General features: G+C 37.3%; 20 protein-coding genes and 1 pseudogene. 13 read left to right on the forward strand and 8 right to left on the reverse strand.

Annotation, left to right across the window (positions count from 1 at the left end; translation table 11 throughout):
- Window positions 1-36: 36 nt before the first annotated feature.
- Complete coding sequence (locus WG932_RS18620) at window positions 37-1,179, reverse strand: MFS transporter (protein ID WP_483084977.1); 1,143 nt, start codon at window positions 1,177-1,179, stop codon at window positions 37-39.
- Window positions 1,180-2,368: 1,189 nt separating this feature from the next.
- Here WG932_RS18620 and WG932_RS18625 point away from each other — a divergent pair.
- The 8 genes and pseudogenes from WG932_RS18625 (at window position 2,369) to WG932_RS18660 (ending at window position 9,500) form a co-directional block, all read left to right on the forward strand.
- Window positions 2,369-3,886 carry a glycoside hydrolase family 88 protein gene (locus WG932_RS18625; protein ID WP_483084978.1) on the forward strand — a complete coding sequence of 506 codons (1,518 nt, stop codon included), beginning with the start codon at window positions 2,369-2,371 and terminating at the stop codon, window positions 3,884-3,886.
- Window positions 3,887-4,039: 153 nt separating this feature from the next.
- Window positions 4,040-4,936: a hypothetical protein gene (locus WG932_RS18630; RefSeq protein ID WP_149394940.1), complete on the forward strand. Its 897-nt coding sequence runs from the start codon at window positions 4,040-4,042 to the stop codon at window positions 4,934-4,936.
- A gap of 199 nt (window positions 4,937-5,135) precedes the next feature.
- Window positions 5,136-6,116, forward strand: a pseudogene (locus tag WG932_RS18635) (YpdA family putative bacillithiol disulfide reductase).
- Window positions 6,117-6,458: 342 nt separating this feature from the next.
- A complete protein-coding gene (locus WG932_RS18640) occupies window positions 6,459-7,253 on the forward strand; it encodes a polyphosphate kinase (RefSeq protein WP_483084979.1) in 795 nt (264 codons plus the stop codon).
- An 8-nt stretch (window positions 7,254-7,261) separates the two neighbouring features.
- Window positions 7,262-8,149, forward strand: coding sequence for a phospholipase D-like domain-containing protein (locus WG932_RS18645; protein ID WP_483084980.1), 888 nt, complete (start codon window positions 7,262-7,264; stop codon window positions 8,147-8,149).
- Complete coding sequence (locus WG932_RS18650) at window positions 8,146-8,466, forward strand: hypothetical protein (protein ID WP_483084981.1); 321 nt, start codon at window positions 8,146-8,148, stop codon at window positions 8,464-8,466. Before WG932_RS18645 ends, WG932_RS18650 begins: the two co-directional genes overlap by 4 nt.
- Window positions 8,456-9,256: an adenylate/guanylate cyclase domain-containing protein gene (locus WG932_RS18655; RefSeq protein ID WP_483084982.1), complete on the forward strand. Its 801-nt coding sequence runs from the start codon at window positions 8,456-8,458 to the stop codon at window positions 9,254-9,256. Before WG932_RS18650 ends, WG932_RS18655 begins: the two co-directional genes overlap by 11 nt.
- Window positions 9,246-9,500, forward strand: coding sequence for an adenylate/guanylate cyclase domain-containing protein (locus tag WG932_RS18660; RefSeq protein WP_483088681.1), 255 nt, complete (start codon window positions 9,246-9,248; stop codon window positions 9,498-9,500). Before WG932_RS18655 ends, WG932_RS18660 begins: the two co-directional genes overlap by 11 nt.
- A 99-nt stretch (window positions 9,501-9,599) precedes the next feature.
- On the opposite strand, the gene WG932_RS18665 is transcribed toward WG932_RS18660, so the two are convergent.
- From WG932_RS18665 to WG932_RS18680, 4 genes are all read right to left on the reverse strand, one after another.
- Window positions 9,600-10,529, reverse strand: coding sequence for a BamA/TamA family outer membrane protein (locus tag WG932_RS18665; protein ID WP_483084983.1), 930 nt, complete (start codon window positions 10,527-10,529; stop codon window positions 9,600-9,602).
- A gap of 148 nt (window positions 10,530-10,677) precedes the next feature.
- Window positions 10,678-11,418, reverse strand: a complete 741-nt coding sequence (locus tag WG932_RS18670; protein WP_483084984.1) for a hypothetical protein — start codon at window positions 11,416-11,418, stop codon at window positions 10,678-10,680.
- Window positions 11,419-11,518: 100 nt separating this feature from the next.
- Complete coding sequence (locus tag WG932_RS18675) at window positions 11,519-13,234, reverse strand: metallophosphoesterase (RefSeq protein ID WP_483084985.1); 1,716 nt, start codon at window positions 13,232-13,234, stop codon at window positions 11,519-11,521.
- A gap of 12 nt (window positions 13,235-13,246) precedes the next feature.
- Window positions 13,247-14,104: an SdiA-regulated domain-containing protein gene (locus WG932_RS18680; protein ID WP_483084986.1), complete on the reverse strand. Its 858-nt coding sequence runs from the start codon at window positions 14,102-14,104 to the stop codon at window positions 13,247-13,249.
- A 56-nt stretch (window positions 14,105-14,160) separates the two neighbouring features.
- Here WG932_RS18680 and WG932_RS18685 point away from each other — a divergent pair, with 56 nt between their 5' ends.
- From WG932_RS18685 to WG932_RS18695, 3 genes are all read left to right on the forward strand, one after another.
- On the forward strand, window positions 14,161-14,625 hold the full coding sequence (locus WG932_RS18685; RefSeq protein ID WP_483084987.1) for an HD domain-containing protein: 465 nt from the start codon (window positions 14,161-14,163) through the stop codon (window positions 14,623-14,625).
- Window positions 14,622-15,347 (forward strand): Pycsar system effector family protein, encoded by a 726-nt coding sequence (locus tag WG932_RS18690; RefSeq protein ID WP_483084988.1) that lies wholly within the window; start codon window positions 14,622-14,624, stop codon window positions 15,345-15,347. The genes WG932_RS18685 and WG932_RS18690 overlap by 4 nt, the downstream gene beginning before the upstream one ends.
- Before the next feature lie 348 nt (window positions 15,348-15,695).
- The gene (locus tag WG932_RS18695) at window positions 15,696-16,187 is read left to right on the forward strand and encodes a hypothetical protein (RefSeq protein WP_483084989.1); all 492 of its coding nucleotides are present in this window, start codon (window positions 15,696-15,698) and stop codon (window positions 16,185-16,187) included.
- Window positions 16,188-16,242: 55 nt separating this feature from the next.
- On the opposite strand, the gene WG932_RS18700 is transcribed toward WG932_RS18695, so the two are convergent.
- The 3 genes from WG932_RS18700 to dusB all read right to left on the reverse strand — a co-directional run bounded on the left by WG932_RS18700 (window position 16,243) and on the right by dusB (window position 19,173).
- Window positions 16,243-17,154: a mechanosensitive ion channel family protein gene (locus tag WG932_RS18700; RefSeq protein ID WP_014019483.1), complete on the reverse strand. Its 912-nt coding sequence runs from the start codon at window positions 17,152-17,154 to the stop codon at window positions 16,243-16,245.
- Window positions 17,155-17,224: 70 nt separating this feature from the next.
- Window positions 17,225-18,088, reverse strand: a complete 864-nt coding sequence (locus tag WG932_RS18705) for a DMT family transporter (RefSeq protein WP_483088682.1) — start codon at window positions 18,086-18,088, stop codon at window positions 17,225-17,227.
- A gap of 95 nt (window positions 18,089-18,183) precedes the next feature.
- Window positions 18,184-19,173: a tRNA dihydrouridine synthase DusB gene (dusB, locus tag WG932_RS18710; RefSeq protein ID WP_014019485.1), complete on the reverse strand. Its 990-nt coding sequence runs from the start codon at window positions 19,171-19,173 to the stop codon at window positions 18,184-18,186.
- Window positions 19,174-19,322: 149 nt separating this feature from the next.
- On the opposite strand from dusB, the gene WG932_RS18715 reads away from it, so the two are divergent.
- Together WG932_RS18715 and WG932_RS18720 are read left to right on the forward strand one after the other, a co-directional pair.
- Window positions 19,323-20,261, forward strand: coding sequence for a CPBP family intramembrane glutamic endopeptidase (locus WG932_RS18715; protein ID WP_483084990.1), 939 nt, complete (start codon window positions 19,323-19,325; stop codon window positions 20,259-20,261).
- A gap of 233 nt (window positions 20,262-20,494) precedes the next feature.
- Window positions 20,495-20,734, forward strand: coding sequence for a hypothetical protein (locus WG932_RS18720; protein ID WP_483084991.1), 240 nt, complete (start codon window positions 20,495-20,497; stop codon window positions 20,732-20,734).
- Window positions 20,735-20,767 lie beyond the last annotated feature (33 nt).

Genomic DNA, 20,767 nt, shown 5'->3' on the forward strand with positions numbered 1-20,767 from the left:
AAGTGTTTTTCAAATGTAAAAAGAAATTGTTCAAATTTAATTTTTAACTAACCTTTGAAACAACCACAAAATGACGCTACCAATCACAAATGCCATAACAGCAGAAACACTATACACAACCATGTAATTATTGGAAATGTATTCAATAAAAGTAGATAAAAACTGTCCTCCAAAAACCCCCATAGAATACAGTCCCAAATTTTTTCCTTGGTTTTGTAATGAGCTGGCTTCAATCATCATATGGTTTAACAATGGAATAGTAAATCCAAAGCCTACTCCTATACAGATTACTGCTAACACTAAAACTGGTACATTCCCGGCAATTGCTAAAACCATATAGCCTAACATAAAAAACAGAAAACCAAAAACCACCGTTTTAACATCGCCTGTATATTTAACTACCTTAGGCATTTGACTTGCGGTTATAATAGCTATAACAGAAATAAAAGCCATTAAATAACCTGTTTGAGATTCGCTAAAACCAAAGGTTTCTGGCAGATATAAGGGCAAACTAACAAAACCTACAAAGAACAACATCATAGCAAATAAGGAAGCATAAAAAATCAGTTGAACCTTGAATTTACTTTCGTTTTTGTTTTTCGAAAAAACTCCTTTTTCTTTTCTTTTAGCATCAGGTTTTGGTAATGCTTTTAAAACGAACATTAAACAAACCAAGGCTAAAAGGTAAATGTAAAAAGGAAATTGCCAATGCATTTGACCTAAAATACCGCCAATTGCAAGAAAAATAACGCCACCCAATTCAATAGCCATTCCTTGCCAAGCAATCATTTTCATTCTTTCTTCACCTGTAAAAAATGCTGCAATATATAGGGTCACAGATACTTGAATGGCAACTGTGGCTGCACCCAGCAAAAACCTATCTAAGATTAACAAATAATCATTGGAAATAAATGCCCCTATAACACCTAATATGGCATAAGGGATTAAGCCTAAAATTAATAATTTAAGTGATCCTAACTTATTTATTAAACGGCCTATTATTGGAGCGAACACCACAACACCCAATGAAGGAAGCGTAATTAACCAACTAGGCGAAAAGCCAAAATCTAACTGTTTTACAATTCCTGAAAGTGATGGCGCAATTACTGTTCCCACCATTATTGTTAAGCTGCTAATAAATAGTAGAGTGAAAACCCCGAAGTTTGATATTTTATTCATAGTGCAAAATTCAAACTATTCCTCCATAACCAGTTTACCTGTTTTCTAAATAAGTAGGCAAAAATGGAAATTTGAATCCTGATTAAGCATTTTGATTTTCTGAGCATTCTCAGGAGGCATTTTAATCACAATGAAAGCACTTCGTGGCAGCAAAAGTAAAACACTTGAAAAGGGAAAAGGATACTCCCATGGAAGTCTTGTTTAAATTTCAGGACTAAGTCCTAGAACAGTTTAGAGTATAGAAAACAGAAATCCACCAGACGATACCCTAGAAAGATTTTCATCTGACTATGGGCTTTCTTGTGACTATTAAATTGAATGAAAACCGTATGGGAATGCTAATTTTTTTACAAAATCTTGCCTTCTCTCCAATGCCTAGTATAATAATTTCATCTCTTGTATTTTTAATACCCTTGATAATTTGACCAATTATTTAAGAGATCACATAAGAAGGGTTAAAAGTTTAGGAGTGAAATTCATAAAATTCAGATAATTTGGCGGGGATCCTATTTCATCCTAAGAACAATAAATTTCCTTAGACTAAAATTTTATTGCAATAAAAACACAAACCTTCGATGGAGACCAATGGAAATCTATTTTATCCCATGTAAATACAAAATCTTAATTGAAAACTATTTTTATTGTTGCAAAAGTTCTAATAGTTTTAGTTATTACAAGCAAGACATGCCGGATTAACCAGTTAAATAATTCAAAAATGACAATTAATTCCTCTACTTTAAAGAGTTGCTTGCTCTTATTTACTTTTATACCATTCTCTGCTTGCTATAAAAAAATCAAACTACTTCTCGGCTATAAATTGAACCCAGTGAATATAGCATTATTAAAAATGTCGCTTACCTTGATTCTTTCTAACAACAACAAGAGATTTTCATATCAATATTGTGTATTCATCCAAATTCATTTACGATTGAGGTTGACAATATTTTTCTTGGCCGAATTGATAGGATTAAAGCTAAGGGCAAAAAATTGAAAAATTAGTTGAAATTGATCATTAAAAACGAATTCCAACATTTTGTTTAAGCAATTACAGGCAAGGTGCCAATTATTATTAAGGTTTGTATCTCTCTCATACATCCTTTCAGTTTGACAGTAAACTGCCACTATTCATACAATTTACCATTAGTGATGATTAAATATTTTCAATGAAGTAAAAGAGCCAAAAATAAATATGGAAAAATCAAATAGAGTGAGATTTCAAAAGGTAATAGTAATGATCATTTTGATGGTTGTTGGATGGGGCTGCAAGCAGAATACTAAAACACAAATAAATAAGGAAAGTGAGGAAGCCACTTATTCCGTTCCTAAAATCATGGGAAATTTTACGCGTTTAAAGCGTGAAGAAACAGGCGGCGTAAAACTGGAATTTGAATCTGCAATATTGTATCCCGACTCTTCGCAAAGTGAATTAATTTTAAAATGGGATGGGTTATCCAATGAAATATTTACTGACGGGGCTTATTTCAGGCTTACTCTTGATTCTGATTTAAATAGTTACCAAAAATTTTTATTGTTTACTGAAGGAAATGAATTAATTGATTCATTGGATTTATCCCTTGGCAAACCCTTTCAACTCGTACAATGTAAAATTCAAGAAAAATATCTTGCTGATGTTTTGGAAAACGGATTGAAAGTTCAATTGAAAGGAAATGGAGGACCTGTTGGCGTTTTTACCCATACAGCACTGGGATTAGATAACTTTTTACCGCATATACTAATTCCGGGCAAAGCATCGCCTCGAGAAGAATTTCTTAATAGAATGGCCTCTCTTGCCAGTTTAACGGAGTACGGTTGGCAAGAGGGATGTGTAATAGATGGAATCGCTAAACTGTCGGAAAATGCAACGGATGGGTCAAGGTATAAAAATGGTCTGGAAGAGCACATGTCACTCATTTTTCCTTTAAAGGATAGTATTAATCACAACTACGAAAAAATAGGGATTGAATTTACCTCCTGTCTGGCACAGCTGGCTCTATGGAAGCCTAATCATCCTGAAGTAGGGCATGTTGTCAATTATTGGAAAAGTAAAACAGATTCTGCTGGAATCATAAAAAATGGTAATACAATTGTTGCCGAAGGGAATTACACGGTCGCTTGGCCTTTAGCAGTAATTGCTCAGCAATTAAACAAACCTGAATTGGCAGATGAAGCTATCAGGCAGTTACGCTTTCGCCGCGATAACCTAATTGACGAAGAAGGTGCAATTTGGTTGAGATACAACATTCACACACAGAAAAGGACCTTCCGCTTGTGGTCGAGAGGCTTAACTTGGTATGTATTGGGGCTTGCCAAAACATTGGATGTCTTACCTAACCCTCCAAAAGATTTAATTGAAGAGTTACGACGAGCAACTGATTATTTAATTTCAATTCAAGGAGTAGATGGTTTGTGGACAGTCTTTGCCGGAGATTCTCTTACTGCACCTGAAACATCCGGGACATGCGGTATAGCTACAGCAATGGCAATTGGAGTCCGTAGAGGTTGGTTAGAAAATAATGCCAAAGAAGCAGCATTGTTGGCTTTACAAGGGGTTGAGGAAAGACTTACCCCCGACGGATACCTTGATGGTGTAGCGGAAGAAAATAAAGGTGGTATAGAATTTCAAAGAAAAACAAAAGGTTCAATATGCAATTGGGGAATGGGCTTATTTGCCCAGCTTCTTGCAGAATTAGCCCCACCGGAAAACTGATTTAAAATTTTTGTAGCCAAACAGTCATTAAGCTTAATCAGCTATAAGATCTTTTCAAAAGCCAATGAAAAGAGGTCAATTTGAGCGATTTGAAGGGCCGTACCGACTGTAATAGATGATGATAGACATTCGATAAAAACAACTACTAGATTAATGGAAATATTTCGACAGATAACAGCAAATAATATTGCGTTAAAAGATTATCCATTCCTTAAAGAACTTGCGATGGAAGCTTACCTAATGGAAAATGAAGATATTCTAAAATTGGATACAGAAAACTTTGCTGAGGTTACAGTATTAGACGCAGAAATTGCTTTAAGAGGGGGACGGAAAACATCAAATAGAGACGGAAGAATTGACATTCTAGCAAAATACGGACTAGACTATCTTGCTTTAATTGAATTGAAAATAAATGAGATCAATGAATTTTCATTGAATCAATTGGAAGATTATTTAGATGAACGCCATCAGATCTTGACAAAATATCCGGAGTTTTGGAGTGAAGTTGAAAATTCTCCAAATTGGGTTGGGGTTTTAGTAGGATCATCTATATCTCCTGAATTGCAACGAAAATTACAGGATGGCTATACCACTAAAGAGGGAATCCCAATTGCAGGAATGATTTTAAGAAGATTCAGAAGCGCCAATAACGAAATATTTGTAATTACGGACACATTTTTTAAGTACAATTATACAAGTAGGGATTTTTCAAAATTTGAATTCAAGGAAGAGATTTACAACAAAGCAAGACTGGTAAATAAAGTAGTCAGAACTTATGTAGAAGAAAACCCAACAATCTCATTTGCAGAATTAGAAAAAGTATTCCCACAAAGTTTACAAGGAAGCAATGGGGTATTTGACACCAAAGAAAAAGCTCAGGAAATTTATGACCGAACAGGGCACAAAAGACATTATTTAAAATCAGATGAACTTATCAAATTATCAGATTCAATTATTGCAACAAGTAACCAATGGGGGCTTGATAATATAACCCGTTTTATACATCACATCAACAATTTAAACAATGATTACAGCATTGAAAATAAATAAGGTAATCCAAATGAATAGACCACTACCATCCAAAAACATACGGACCAAACCTCACGATGTAGCCAAAAAACATTTTACCTAACTACCCATTAGACTCAATCCCTTGTGATTTTAGCCATTTTGCAAATAGGTTGGGTAATTTCACTTGCATATTTGGGGTTTCAAGGAACTCAAATCCACCAATCGTGTTTAATTATTTATGAAAAAGTTGGAATTATTGATAATAGGTGCCGGGCCTATAGGTTTGGCATGTGGTATAGAAGCAAAAAGAAAGGCCTTGACTATCTGATTATAGAAAAAGGGGTGCTGACAAATTCTATTTTTAATTATCCAGTAAACATGACCTTTTTCTCTACTTCTGAGAAATTGGAAATGGCAGATATTCCTTTTATGTCGATTTCCAATAAACCGACTAGACCGGAGGCACTGGAATATTACCGCAGAATAGTCAAACATTACCAACTCAACATCAATTTATACGAAAAAGTAAACACCTTAGAGAAAAAAAGGTGGCTTTGTGGTGCATACCTCTAAGGGAGATTACGAAACCGAGAAATTGGTTCTCGCCACCGGATTTTATGACCTGCCTAATACCATGAATGTTCCTGGTGAGGATTTGTCAAAAGTTTCGCATTATTACAAAGAACCCTGGCCTTATATCGGACAAAAAATTATCGTGGTAGGCGGAGGAAACTCTGCAGTGGATGTGGCCTTGGAAACTTGGAGAAAAGGGGCTGAAGTAAGCATGGTGGTGATGAAACCTGAAATTGACCAAACGGTAAAGTACTGGGTTTTGCCTGATATTGAAAATAGAATCAAAGAAGGATCGATTAAAGGTTACTACAATTCAAGTATCAAAGAAATTAGAGAAAAAGAAGTAGTTCTCAATACGCCGGAAGGGGAAGTCACTATTGAAAATGACTTTGTTCTAGCCATGACGGGTTACAAACCCAATTTTGAATTGCTTGATCAATTGGGCGTCCAATTAAGCTTGGATGAAAAAAGACAGCCCTGTTTTGACGATATTAGCCAGGAGTCGAATGTTCCCGGGCTTTATTTGGCAGGAGTAGTTTGTGGGGGATTGAATACAAGAGAGTTTTTTATAGAAAACACCATCTCCCATGCCAAAGCCATTGTAAAGGATATTGTTAATAAAAAGGCAATACTAGCCAAAGACTAAAAGAACTAAAAAGGCTGTAGAAATTTCTAGGCCATTTAAATTATCCTAATAAAAAATCCCTGTTGCTGCTGTAGTCTAGGCAGGAACAGGGATTTTTGCATTGCCCCATTTCCACGTCTTTTTATTTTAGTTTCAGCGTTTATTCATCAAACTAGTCAATCATTATCAACTTCACCTCGCTTGCTTTTCGAAAGGTTTGAGAATTTAGCTCCCATAGTATTAACTAGCTTGAATCCCTCTCAAAGTAAAAATGACTATCCCATTCCTTGTCCAATAAGAAATGGGAAGCTAAATCAAATAGTGTTTGTAAAGTCATTATATTGTAAGCAAATTTATTAAACCATGAACTACACTGACAGGGATATAAATTGGTTGTCATTTAACGAGCGAATTCTCCAAGAGGCGGAAAATGCACAGACGCCGCTGATGGAAAGGTTGAAATTCCTTGCCATTTATTCCTCCAATCTTGAGGAATTTTATCGGGTCAGGGTAGCGAATCATCGTTTTGCCCAAAAATACAAGGGGGATAAGAAGAATAAATATGGTTACCGACCCTCCTTTGTGCTTCAGCAAATTAATAAGATTGTCAGTTTACAGCAGGAACGTCTAGGAAAGGTTTTCTACTCGGAAATCCTACCGGGTTTATCTCAAAAAGGGATTCACCTGTTAACCCAAGATTTCTCTGAGGCAGACAGAAACTTAATGGGCCGGTTTTATGATGAAAAACTTAAAAACAATTTCACCCTAAAGGACATTACTGAGGATAGCAACTTTAAGCTTAAAAACCAAACGGTTTACCTCTATGCCATTAGCGAGAGTCGTTTTTACCTCATTGAGTTGGATTATAAAACCTTTGGAAGGTTTATTAATCTCTCCTCTTCCGACAAGGCAAAAAGATTCGTTCAACTGGATGATATTTTCAGAAGCAATGCAACAAAGTTTTTGGGTGAGAAATCAGCACTCTTTGCTATAAAAATCTCAAGAGATGCGGAATTGTATATGGATGAGGATTTGGAAGAAAACATTGTTGTAAAGATTAAGAAAAGCATAAAAAATAGAGAAACCGGCCTTCCTTCAAGACTACTTTTTGATGAAAACATCCCCTTTAAATACATTGATTTCTTAAGAAAAAAATAGATGTGGACATGTCCGGACTCATCCCCGGAGGTCGTTACCATAATTTCTATGACTTTTTTGGCTTTCCGGTGTCAGAGGAAAGCCTGTTCTACAAAAAAAGAGAAAAGGTTCCATGTGCCAGGCTCGATCAAGCGAGCAATTGGTTTGCCGAAGTCAAAAAAGAAAATCTCTTTTTAAGTTTTCCTTACCAAAATTATAGGTATGTCACAGGGTTTTTAAACAAAGCTGCCATGGACAAGGAAGTTGAGGAAATCAACATCACCCTTTATAGGGTAGCTGAAAGTTCGGAAATTTGTATGGCGCTGGAAAAAGCCGCTAAATCCGGAAAAAGAGTATTTGTATTGGACGAAGCACAGGCGAGGTTTGATGAAAAGTCAAACATCTACTGGGGTGAGCGACTGATAAAAGCCGGGGCGCATGTAAAGTATGGCATAGATCATTTAAAAGTTCATGCCAAGATTTTCTCAATCAAAAGAAGGGAAGGAGAAAGCATTCAAACCTATGCATACATGGGCACGGGGAATTTCAATGAAAAAACCGCTGAAATTTATGGAGACCATGCCTTAATCACTAGCGAATCTGCTTACACAAAGGATGTGGACGAAGTATTTGCCTTCCTTAAAGACAAGACCCACACCCCAAAATTTGACAGTTTATTGGTTGCCCCATTTAATTTAAGAAGTTCAGTTGAACAATTGATTGAAAATGAAATAGGCTACAGTAAGGAAGGAAAAATAGGCAAGATGACCATCAAGCTCAACAGCTTGGAAGATCCGGAGATGATAAATAAAATCCGAAGGGCCGCAGATTACGGGGTTAAAATTGAATTAATTGTTAGGGGTATTTGTTGTTACCACCCCTTATCTGCCTTACAAGAAAAAATATCAAAATCGTGAGTATTGTGGATAGGTTTTTAGAACACACACGTGTGTATCATTTCCACAATAACAATGAGCCATTGATTTATTTAGCTTCTGCAGATTGGATGACGAGAAATTTATCAGGACGCATTGAGGTAGCCTTCCCTATTCACCACAAAAAAACCAAATCATTTATTTTGGCATCACTCAATGCCCAGCTTCATGACAATGTAAAAGGAAGATTAATCACAGGTACAGGGAAAAGTCAAATGGTAAGCGGTAGTGGAACTTTAAGCGCTCAGGAGAAAATGTATGATTTAGTAAGCGAAAACAATGCTCAATATGCTGTCTAGAGAAATCGTAAGAAATTTCAAAATCTACTTTATCGTAGGTTTTATTTTTACAACATTCTCTGCTTACAGTAGGCTCATTCTTTCAGAGATGTATGGAATAGAAGTTCTAGGGCATCCATCTGTCAGCTTTCATGTGAAGATGAGGTTTGCATTGTTGATTATTTTTCTTGGTTCTTTTGGCCTTGCCCTCTTATCGAGCATTTTTGATATTTTAATTATCAAAAGGTTATTGACCAACAATTCCTTAAAAATTGCCCTGATAATTGGTATTCCTACCCAGGCAATAATGATTGTTTTAATTGTACAATTCATTAACTTTTTATATGAGCATGCGATACTTTACGTTTTTGGGGAACCTGCAATCCCTCTTGACGTGGCAGAAATTGTCTTTGGGGTCATTCACCTCATCATGGCAGTTAGTTTATCCAAATTACTGATTGCTATAGATCGAAAACTTGGACCGGGAAACTTATGGAAGATGCTGAGTGGCAGGTTCTTTAAACCCCGTGAAGAGGAACGAATCTTTATGTTTGTAGATTTAAAAAACTCAACACCTATTGCTGAAAAGATTGGCCACCTTGAATACAGTAGGTTATTGCAAGACTGTTTTCAGGATTTCTCCATTGTGGATCGTTATCGGGCAGACATTTATCAATACGTAGGAGATGAAGTTGTTGTCAGCTGGACATTAAAAAAAGGTTTAAAAAATGACAATTTTCTCAAAGCCTTTTTCGCTTTCACGGATCTTTTAAATAAAAAATCTAATTATTACCAAAAAAATATGGCATAGATCCTTTTTTAAAGCAGGAGCCAACGTTGGACCGGTAATTATTACTGAAGTGGGGGACATTAAAAAGGAAATTACTTACCATGGCGACACCTTGAATACAGCTGCTCGTATCCAAGAAAAATGCAATGATCTGAGCGCACAATTGTTAATCTCTGAACCCCTGTATCGCCTTATCGAGAAAAAGGAAGCCTATCAGATTGACGATGTGGGATCAATTCATCTGAAGGGAAAAAGAAGTACGTAAGACTTTACCGTGTAGCGCAAATAAACCAAGATTAAACTTTACTAGCTGCTTCATTAAAGCATGAAATCTGCTCCCATAAGCTATCTTTGATTAGCTAGGTTAAAATTGATAACCAAAAGAAAAGAAAGGCAACGTTTCTTCATCATTGAAACCCACCGAAAAGGTAGCCACCAATTGATTGAGTGGTGCCAGCCAAATCCCGGCACCTGTGGCATTGTGCCATTTGTTAGAATCTTCATTCCTTTCCCAAACCCTACCAATATCATTGAAAGCCAAGAGCCCCACTGTAGCAGGAAAAACATAAGTTTTAAGGTTAAACAATCTCACCCTAACCTCGGTATTGTTGTAAGCGACAGCATCACCATTGAATCTAAACCTCCTAAATCCCCTGAGGTTATTTATTCCTCCGAGGGTTTGCGCTTGAAAAAATTCATAATCCCCCCAGTTTTTCCCTGCCCCAAATTTTGTGGCCCAGACCAACCTTGAGGGGTATCGGAAAGACCAATACATGGCAAGTTCTGCATTCACTTTGCTGAAATTATTGGAATATTCATTACCTCCCCACATTCTTTCAGACTGTCCTTCAAAGTACACGCCTCTAGTAGGCATGTGCTTCTGATCCCGCGTGTCAAAAACTATCTTGGCAGAAACCCCAGTATAAAGTTTGGTTTGATCCAAATCATTTTGGTCCAGACCACTTTCCTGAGAAGTGATGAATTTATTTGAATTATCATCCTGATTAAATTTAAAAGCTTGGAATTGAGGACCGAATGTCAAACTTCCACTTTCTCCAAGCTTGGACTGCAATCCGGCATTAAGTTCATACCAATTAAACCTCGCCCTATAATAAGCTATATCACGAGATTCATGATTGTATTCAGACTCATTCCCTACACCAAAATAGTTAAATGAATATTGTGGTGCACGGACATCTGCTTCCCAAACCAAATCCAAATTTCCCAATGCATCCACCGCATGCCCCTCGTATTCAATATTGAAAGCATTGGTCTTTAAAGCGTATTTTGCCATCAGAGATTGACGAATGGCAAAAGGATCTTTTTAAACCCTTGCTTTTCCCACATCACCCCTGCACCTAAGTAAATTCCATCATCCCTATTGTAGGCAAAAGTTGCCAAAGGCATGAGTTTGTCATATTTAAATTCCGTCCTATTGTAGCTTATTTCAGCTGATTTGGCTTTTTCCTCGTACTTTCACCCAATTTAAAGGCATCATTATCACTAAAATCATGGTAAATAAGGGTGTTTTTCTTTTTGGTCTTACCCTTGTCTTGTACTATTTTTTCTCCATCACCGGGAATTACTCGTATTTTTATTTCCCCCGTTCCTTCTCCGGTAAATTCAAAAATATCATCTCCCTCCATGCCGTATAAACGGATTTCCTTGGTATCACCTGGAAGAAAAACTCGCCGGTAGAGCTCCTGTTCAAGATTTCCTGATTTATCTATTTTCCTTAGGCTAAGCTGTACGCGACCGTCAGACAAATAGTCCACCTTAAAAAATTCGTTTTTATCTGTGCCGGCTACGTCAACTTCTTTTGCTAGGAAGTGGTAATATTTAATCATCTCCTGTTTTAACCAGGTTTTTCTTTTGCGTAATTTCCCTAGGATGTCCTCACCATCGATAGCCACAACTGAATCAGGCCAGTCTTGAAGGGATGCATTGATGGCTTCATCTGTCATTTTAGCAATCATCTCATCCAAAGTCTTTTCCCAGTCTTCTTTATTCAACTCATTCATGAAGCTGCGGTCAAAATACCTCCCATTAAACATGAATCCTTCAACTGTTCGAGGCGCATTGTAATCGAAGCCTTGGAATTTTGGGATCAACCATTTTCTACTGCCTATCTTTGGGATTAGGCCCTCATTAACAAAAAATGCTTGGTCTCTATCTCTAGGCATGGGACTATAGTCCCGACCTTTTTCCTTTTTTCACCAATCCATCTCCATTGATCATCGTGCCTATCCCAGTCGCCTATCCATAAATCAAATATTCTGGCTTTCAATACTTTTTTTGCTTTACCTGATCATCATTGTCGCCATGAATTTTTCTAAGCATCTTATCGGTACTATAAAACTTAATATCATCCGGTGCAGTTTTCCAAGCAATTTCACGCTCTTCAAACAGGTAAAGGTTATCCCCATAGGCCTCCCTATAGATGCCTAATATTGGGTCATCAGGTAAATAAACAATTTTTGGATTGGTATGCACTACTCCTACCTGATCTGCTAGTCTGGCAACGGCCAAAGCCCCGTAGGGATGTGAGGAAGAAATTTGATCCTGAATGACATCCTTGGCTATGGTTTCACGCAAAGGTGCCGACAATGCATTTTCGGGGTATTTATTGACAGACCTAAGCACATACTCTCGTCCACTTTTGCTTTCTAACCTCAGCGAACGGGTTTGCATCCCTCCTCCTTTTTTCACAATGCTCAAGCCCCCTTTTTCAGTAGCCAAGTCTATGGTTTCAAAAGTAGCAGGGATCGCCCAAGTTTTTCTGTAGTTCTCCCCAAGAAATCTATAGTACCCGGAACCGTGAAGGTATTGGGTGGAAATCGGTCTCGTGACTTGCTTAGGGAAATCTCGTTCAAAAAAAGATAAAGCTGAATCATTGGTAGCATAAGGGGCAACCAGTTGAGTGTCATAAATAGATGCTTCTTTTAATGGATCATAGAAGGACAGGTGTACTTCATGGTTTTCTTTAAAATCCATTATAGCATAACCTTGGCTGGGATAGGTAAAATCTGCTGTGTTGTTTTTCTTAATGGTTGTATGCTTGGCACCTGCGCCACTGATAATATAATTTACCTTATCTTCTTTTGTCAATGCCAGCCCATGCTCATGTCCCGCAACCTGTATCAGGTTTGAATGGCTCTTGAAAAGCTCATCTAGGGCCTCAATCATGGCCTCATACTTAGGGTGAACAAGGTCTTGAATATTGCCAAACCAGGTTCTGTAAAGCGGGTAAATGGAGCCTATCCCAGGCAATGGAAGGTATAAATTAGGAGAAACAGCAGTAAGGGGAAAGAGGTGGTCCTTCCAAGTGTAGGCCCCATTGTGTGGACCATATGACCTAAGCGGATGATGCATTGCCACCACTATTACTTTGTCCTTGTTTTCTTCAAGGACATAGCGAATGGCCTCCAAAATCTCTTCCTCAGACTTGTAATCGCAATCGGAGGTCATTCCCGGCTTGTCGTTCAGATGGAGCCACCATTGACTATCAAGCAAAAGGAGTACAGTTTCTTCATTTAAGGACACGACTTCCGGACCGGGGCAGCCACTGCTTGGTAGCCAACTTACCTTATCTTCCGGGTAATTGTTCAAGACATATTTCTCTGCCCTAAGAATACTATTCCACCCATCTGCCTTTCCTCTCTTCCAATCATGGTTCCCAGGAATCATCCATATATGGCCATTAAGGTATTTATAAAGGTCCAGTTGTGTTTTAAGAATATATTCACTTTCGTCCCTTCCTTCATCATCGATTGGAGGCATTCCCCGTGGATAAATATTGTCTCCCAAATAGATTATGTGTGCAGGAGTATTGGGGTCCGCTTTCAATTTATTGCGAATGTCTTCCACAACAGGATGCGTACCTTTTTCCACTTCTCCGGCATCTCCAACCAAATACAGTTTGAAAGTAGAAGGAGCTTCCTGCGCTTTCAGGTGAGGGGATAGCAGAAATAAAATCAACAAGCAAATAATCTTGTTCATTGTTTAAAGGTGTTAAGGATTGTAGCTAAAAACCAAAATGTTAGGCTTCCCTCCTCGGGCTTCATTTGATATGTACATGTTTCCTTTAGGGTCAAATGTAATTCCTTCCGGCTGTTTAAAAATTTTACGATTCAGTCTGTAAACTTCCTTTGGTTGAAATTTGGCATCGGCGATCATAAGCCATTTTCCACTTGAAGACAATACATACAATTCCTTTTCAATAGGGTGAAATGCTGCCGCAGCCGGCTCAATTTCCAAATCCTTTAATTCATCAGCCTTTAGAAGCGCTTCCATGTCACTTCTTTTTATAGTAGTAAAAACAGGCGTTTTATAGCTCTTTGAAGAAAGGTCGAAACGAAAAACAGAGGCTTCATTGACACTATCGTCCCACTTGCATGATTTACAAAAGACATAAAGGGAGGCACCATCCTCGGATATTACCATAGCTTCCATGTCTCTTTTTTTATCAATGGGGAATTCATACTTGGTACTTTCTGATTTCTCATTGAAAACAGAAGTCACCTCATAAAGAGTTCCATCACTTTGAAGTACCCATGCCACGTCATTTATCCAAGAGATATCTTCAATGTCACTGTTTTTCTTGCCAAATTTTTCTTTCTGCAAAATTTTTCCAGTCTGAGGATCTAGGCTATAAACAATAGGGGATTCATCCTCAATAGCCAATAAACCTCCTTTACCTACCCACTCCAACCCTGAGATTTCTTCCATTTCATCTTGCAATACAATCATTTGAAAATCGTTAAGAGAATAGGCTGCAGGAAATGGCTCATCATTTGATTTTTGGGCATTGGGCGTGCATTGCCAAATAGATAAGGTAATAAAGGTTAAAATCTGTGAAAAATACATCATTATTCAATTGTAAATAATTACCTTGAAATTAGTTTTTTCAAAATTAGTAAATAGCCTTGGATAAGCAACTAGAAAAATTTGAATCCTGGATCAGGGATATGTTTAAAAACCACCAAAAATCGGAGGTTTGTTACCATAATATGGATCATTCAATGCAGCTTGTTAAGGTAGTTGCAGAGATTGGGGATTACTATAAATTAAGCCAAGAGGAAAAAAACGATTTGCACATTGCAGCTTGGATGCATGACATAGGTTATTGGGAAGTCAAAGGTGAAGGGCATGAAGAAAAAGGGGCCAAAATGGCACAGGAATACTTGACCGAATTGGGCTTTGAGCAGGAAAGAATCGATCGCATCAAATCACTGATCTTGGCAACAAGAATGCCTCAAAAGCCTAAGAATTTACTGGAAGAGATTATTTGCGATGCAGATTTGTATCACTTAAGTTCTGAGAAATATTTTGATCATACAGTCCTATTAAAAAAGAAAAAGCCAACCTTGGGTTTGGAAAAACTTCTTTGATCGACTGGCTGAGAGAAAGTAAGCTTTTCATGCAAGCACACCATTACCATACTGAATACGCCCAAATCTATTTTCAGCCCGGTAAAGAGGCCAATCTTGCGTCCATTGAAATGAAGATTAAAGAAGCAGATGCATCTCCAAAACCCGACTCAAAGGGCAAAAAAAAAGACAAAACCAAAAATAAAGCAGATAGAGGTATAGAGACCATGTTTCGAATTACCTCAAAAAATCACTTGGCTCTTTCGGCCTTGGCCGACAACAAGGCCAATATCATGATTTCTGTCAATTCGATTATTATCTCCATAATTGTGGCACTTTTTATTCAAATAATCGAAGAATTCCCCTATTACCTGGTGCCCACACTTATGCTGATCATCACTTGTTTAATTGCCATGGTATTTGCCATTTTGGCTACTCGACCCAATGTTACCCATGGCATAGTCACCAAAGAAGATATCCGGAATAAAAAAGGCAATCTCCTGTATTTTGGCAATTTTCATGAAATGTCTTTTCCTGACTATATGGGAGGAATGCATGAGATGATGAAGGATGGAACGTACCTTTATGATAGCATGATTACAGACATTTACAACTTAGGAATCGTGCTTTCCAAAAAGTACATTTTACTTAGGAAATGCTACAATATCTTTATGTTCGGTTTTGTCCTTTCAGTAGTTTCTTTCTTAATAGCTACTTATATTTTCGATCCAATCGCTCGATAATTTAAAAGTACTTTTAATTAAATGATCTTAAAATAAATGACATACCCTATATTATTTTTCATGCTCAATTTTTAAACTAAAGACCTTTTAGGCCTATTTTTACACTCAAACGTTTTTTTCTGTAACCAATTTAATAAATTCAGGATTTCTAACTTACTTGAAAATTATTTTTAGTTGAATAAAGCATTTTTTTCCTTTATTCTGAAATTGACAAAATTTATATAATGAATAGGTTATTTTTTACCTCAGATCTTTCCAAAAGAAAGGTTATTTTTTTTTCCAGACGTTATTGGTACTGGCTCTCTATTATAGAGATGTTAATGAAATAATCCCTTTAAAATTAATTTTATGGCAGATGATCCACTTTTCATTAATCGCCATAATAGATTATTTTTAGATGATCATCCCTTTACAGGTAGAAAAACACTTCTGTGCTTATTACTTATTTCCCTTATTTTTCTAACAATAAGCCTGTACTATGGTATTTTTGATACCCTTTATATCCGTATTCATTTAGGAATATTGATTTTGGGAAATATTTTGGGTGGTAAGGTAGATAAGCCTTTTTGGAAATTGTTAACAATCCTCAATCTGCTTATTTTAATTACAATAGAGCTTTCTAGAAATGAGCTGCAATCAATTTATGGAATAGCCTTATTGTATGGAGCCGGAGCAATTTTTTTATTGGCTATAACAGAAAGGGTTTCAGAAAAAAACAGAAGTTTCTGGATGGTTCATACCATAGCATTATTTTTATGGATTAGCTTTAAAGGTCCCTTTTTTGAAGAAGCCTTTATTTTCTTGGTGGGGGAATCGCTTACGAATTGGCTAAAATATTAATCTCTAAAAAGCCCAAGACAATTCCATTATAAGCATTTCAGTATATAATTAAAAGTTAACGGTTGGGATTGGTTTCAGGATGAACTTTATCCTGATGCAGCAATACTGTAGAAGTGGGATAAGCCAAGCGAATATTATTTTCAGGCCCCAAACGTTCGAGAATGCTTTCTGTAATGGCATGTTCAAACATCCTACGTTTCTTTGGATCGCAAAGGTAACGCATAGAGAGCTGCACACCTCGTTCAGTGATTTTGGTGAAAATCATTGGTGTGAATTGTTTGTAAACAATCAAATGATCTTGCTTGGCTTTTCGAAACACCTTCTCTGCTTTTTTCAAATCCTCCTGAAGGTGGGTATTAAGAATATCCAGAAGTATTTCTTTGGTTTTCTTAAAATCGCTCCTAAGGGTGATATAGATATTCTGTTCATTCCATATATAATTAAAACCGGTGGAGTAATTGGCCTGAGCATCCATAAACACTTTCCCATTGGGTACATGAATAACCCTTCCGGTGCTTTGGTCAGCATCTACCCAGTTGCCAATTTCCAGCAAAGAAAACTGAAACAAACGAAGATCTATCACATCACCTTGTACCTCTCCAATCTGAATCCTATCCCCTACATCAAAAGGTTTTCGAAGGTAAATAAATGCCCAGCCGGCTATATTGACAAAGATATCTTTTAAGGCAATCGCAATACCTGCGGACAATAATCCCAAAAAGGTAGTCACAGAATGAAAATTGCCTATCCAAAGGTTTCCGATTATCAATATGCCGATAATGAAAGAGGTATATTCAATGAATTTTCGATAATGATATTGCCTTCTCAATTCCAATGCATCTCCTCTGTAAATCAATTTCAGGGAAATTTTGTTGATCAGCCACACCACGAACCCTATCAGGATGGTCTGTAGGATCCTGTTTCTTAATGCCGGTTCAATGTCTAGATTTAAGAAATTATCGAACATAGTTACTTCACCATGGAAATAATAAGAAATTTAACTTTATAAATAAATATACACTTTCCTTTTGGTTAGGCTACAGTTTTGTTTTCCGATTTCCAATCCATACCCCCACCACTACAGCAAATATGCCCAAATAATGAAGGGGAAACAAAGATTCTCCATCCAAAACACCCCAAAAGATTGCTACCAATGGAATAATATAAGTAACAGAACTAGCAAAAACAGGTGTAACCAGTTTTACTATTGAATTAAAGAGAACGAGGGCAGCTGCAGTGCCCACTGCACCGAGAAATGCGATATACCCCGCCGCCTGCCATGCCCCATCAGCATGTATCAACTTAAAAGAAAATTGGGTAAAACCAAATAAATAAATGGCCGCAATAGGCAAGACCATTATCAAGGAGATAGCGGTAATTAAGGTTGGTTTTAACTCCTTAATTTTATACTTAATTATATTAACATTAAAGCCATAGCAAACAGCAGCCAATACCACTAACAAACCGTATAGATTAAATTGTCTGAAAATATCCGGACTTCCGGAATTCCCTGCCAAAACCAAAATACAAACACCAAAAAGAGCAATAATCAAGCCTATGGCATTTTGCTTGGAGATCTTTGTTTTAAATAACAATGCACCTATCACCCCCACCATTAATGGGGTAAGTGCATTGATCACTCCGGCCAAAGAACTGGAGAGTTGGGTTTGTGCAGTGGCAAACAAAAAGGCAGGAATAAAACTCCCCAAAAAGCCAATGCAAAACAAGTAGCCCAGTTGGCTTTGGGTAAGATGTTTTACTTTGGAAATTCCCAGTGGCAACAAGACAAGTGCAGCAGACAGGATTCTAAAAGCACCTACCTCTCCCGGAGAATACACCTCCAAGGATTTCTTTATCAAAATAAAGGAACTTCCCCAAATCAAGGCCAGCAATAGTAACATGGCCCAGTGCTTGGCTTTTTGGTTTTGGATCTCTATAGCTACCGGCACTTAAGTATATTTTTACCCCCTAATAACGGCCATTTTAAAAAGCTTTATTAAAAAACTTCATCAGCAAAAACTGTAGATACCTCTTCTAAAATATCATTTACTTTCGCGTATTCATCAGTTGTTACCAAAGAGGTACGATAAGGTTTGAAATGAGGGATTCCTCTGAAATAGTTGGTATAGTGCCTTCTCATTTCCAATACCCCAAGTTTTTCTCCTTTCCATTCCACCGAAAAGTCAAGGTGCTTTTTAGCAACTTTCACCCTTTCTTCCATATCTGGAACAGCCAACAGGCTTCCGGTTTGCATATAATGTTTGATCTCATTAAAAATCCAAGGATAACCTATGGCAGCCCTTCCTATCATCAAACCATCTACCCCATACTTTTCCTTATAGGCTTTGGCCTTTTCAGGACTATCTATATCTCCATTACCAAAAACAGGGATTTTTATCCTGTTGTTTTTCATAATCTCACCAAGGTAAGACCAATCCGCTTCTCCCTTATACATTTGCTTTCTGGTGCGCGCATGAATACTGATGGCTTGAATGCCCACGTCCTGTAATCTTTCTGTTACTTCATTGATCTTGATGGTACTTTCATCCCAACCCAATCGAGTTTTGACTGTTACCGGAATCTTAACGGCTTTTACAATTTCGGCCGTCATGGCAACCATTTTGTCTATATCCAGTAAGATACCGGCCCCGGCACCTTTGCAAGCTACTTTATTTACCGGGCACCCATAATTAATGTCTAATATATCCGGTCCTGCCTCCTCTGCAATGGCTGCTGCCTCACGCATAGATGAAATTTCATTCCCAAATATCTGAATACCTATAGGCCGCTCATAATCATACACATCCAATTTCTGGACAGATTTGGCTGCATCACGAATCAAGCCTTCAGAGCTGATGAATTCGGTGTACATTAAATCTGCCCCATTGGTTTTACATACCGCCCTAAAAGGTGGATCACTTACATCTTCCATAGGAGCCAACAGCAATGGAAAGTCCCCTAAATTTAAATCTCCTATTTTAATCACAAGCTGAAATTTTTTGCAAAAATGAGTGTTTTAAGTTGAATATCAATAACATTGCCAACATTGTCTTTCTTTTTATACAAATTATTTTTATTCCCAACAAACAAAAGCTTCTTGTGCCTCATACTAATAGCTGTAAATTTACTATTAATATGGAGATATATGAAGATCGTCCGGGGCAATCAAACCACCAACCTTGGTTGCTCTCATTTACTGTTTTGGTATTAATCGTATTTGGAACCCTTTCGGTTCTGCAATCTGTAGCAGTGGCTCTTTTACCAATGCTCTTTGGGATTTCCATAGATCAAGTCTCTCTTCTTCTTGGAGCTACTCTTGACCACCCAAATGCCAGGTTGGCTTATTTTTTTATTAAAGGCCTTGGAGGAGGTTTTGCTTTTTTTGTAGGGGGCTGGATTTTCATCCGCTTTGTAGACAAAAAAACGTTACAATTTGAAAAACATTTAACCCCACAGCTATTGGACAATCTATGGATTGTCTTCCCCATACTTATAGGATATATACTATTAAACGCTATTTTGATCTATCTAAACATGAATTTTGATTTTCCCGATTTCCTAAGTGAATTGGAAGCATCCTTAAAGGCAAAAGAGGATCAATTAATGGATTTGACAAGTTACACCCTTGATTTCGATAGTTTTGGGGAGTTTTTAGTAGGCATTTTGGTAATAGGGCTGCTGGCAGGGGTGGGTGAAGAGTATTTGTTTAGAGGAATAGTGCAGCCCAAAATGCACCAATACACGAGGAATGCACACTGGGGTGTATGGATTACTGCATTTATTTTTTCCCTCATTCATTTTCAATTTTATGGTTTCCTCCCAAGACTGTTTCTTGGTGTTTTATTCGGTTATTTATACCTGTATACCGGATCATTGCTTTACCCTATGTTAGCACATATCTCGAACAATGTCATGATGGTTACTTTGGTATATTTAAACAAACTAAGATTATTGGAATTCAGTATGGGGGAAGTGGACACATTGAAATGGCAATATATAATTGTTGGGCTATTCGTATTTATCTTTTCTTGGTATGGGTTGATAAAAACAAATAAAAATAAGGTTCATCGGTAATTTAAGAAAAACACATCAAGGGGAGAAACAGAGGAGCCAAAGGCAATAGAACCTTTTCAAAATTTAAATCTCCTATATTAATCACAAGCTGAAATTTTTTGCAGAAATAAGTGTTTTTAGCTGAATATCAGCAACATTGGCACAATTGTCTTTCATTTTATCCAAATTAATTTATTTCCAAAAAACAAAAGTATCTTGTGGTGCACACTAATTACTGTAAATTTACTCCTAATATGGAAATATATGAAAATCAACCAGGACATTCTAACAGCCAACCATGGTTGCTCTCGTTTACTGTTTTGGTGCTAATCGTATTTGGAGCTCTTGCTATCTTACAAACGGCAGCTTTGGGCTTGTTACCTTTTCTATTTGGAATTTCCTTTGAGCAAGTGCCTTATTTGCTCGGTGCCTCTCTAGATCATCCAAATGCCAGAATGGCTTTTCTTTTTATTCAAGGCTTAGGAGGGGGCTAGGATTTTTGTTGGAGGCTGGATATTTATCCGCTT

The sequence above is a fragment of the Cyclobacterium sp. SOCE241 genome (genome assembly GCF_056867545.1).

Coding starts and splice junctions, on each gene's coding strand:
- WG932_RS18655 (WP_483084982.1), top strand. CDS start 8,456: ATGCTGTCTAGAGAAATCGTAAGAAATTTCAAAATCTACTTTATCGTA.
- WG932_RS18625 (WP_483084978.1), top strand. CDS start 2,369: ATGGAAAAATCAAATAGAGTGAGATTTCAAAAGGTAATAGTAATGATC.
- WG932_RS18680 (WP_483084986.1), bottom strand. CDS start 14,104: ATGATGTATTTTTCACAGATTTTAACCTTTATTACCTTATCTATTTGG.
- WG932_RS18665 (WP_483084983.1), bottom strand. CDS start 10,529: ATGGCAAAATACGCTTTAAAGACCAATGCTTTCAATATTGAATACGAG.
- WG932_RS18720 (WP_483084991.1), top strand. CDS start 20,495: ATGGAAATATATGAAAATCAACCAGGACATTCTAACAGCCAACCATGG.
- WG932_RS18630 (WP_149394940.1), top strand. CDS start 4,040: ATGGAAATATTTCGACAGATAACAGCAAATAATATTGCGTTAAAAGAT.
- WG932_RS18670 (WP_483084984.1), bottom strand. CDS start 11,418: ATGCCTAGAGATAGAGACCAAGCATTTTTTGTTAATGAGGGCCTAATC.
- WG932_RS18715 (WP_483084990.1), top strand. CDS start 19,323: ATGGAGATATATGAAGATCGTCCGGGGCAATCAAACCACCAACCTTGG.
- WG932_RS18700 (WP_014019483.1), bottom strand. CDS start 17,154: ATGTTCGATAATTTCTTAAATCTAGACATTGAACCGGCATTAAGAAAC.
- WG932_RS18705 (WP_483088682.1), bottom strand. CDS start 18,088: ATGTTACTATTGCTGGCCTTGATTTGGGGAAGTTCCTTTATTTTGATA.
- WG932_RS18645 (WP_483084980.1), top strand. CDS start 7,262: ATGTCCGGACTCATCCCCGGAGGTCGTTACCATAATTTCTATGACTTT.
- WG932_RS18695 (WP_483084989.1), top strand. CDS start 15,696: ATGGCAGATGATCCACTTTTCATTAATCGCCATAATAGATTATTTTTA.
- WG932_RS18640 (WP_483084979.1), top strand. CDS start 6,459: ATGAACTACACTGACAGGGATATAAATTGGTTGTCATTTAACGAGCGA.
- WG932_RS18620 (WP_483084977.1), bottom strand. CDS start 1,179: ATGAATAAAATATCAAACTTCGGGGTTTTCACTCTACTATTTATTAGC.
- WG932_RS18675 (WP_483084985.1), bottom strand. CDS start 13,234: ATGAACAAGATTATTTGCTTGTTGATTTTATTTCTGCTATCCCCTCAC.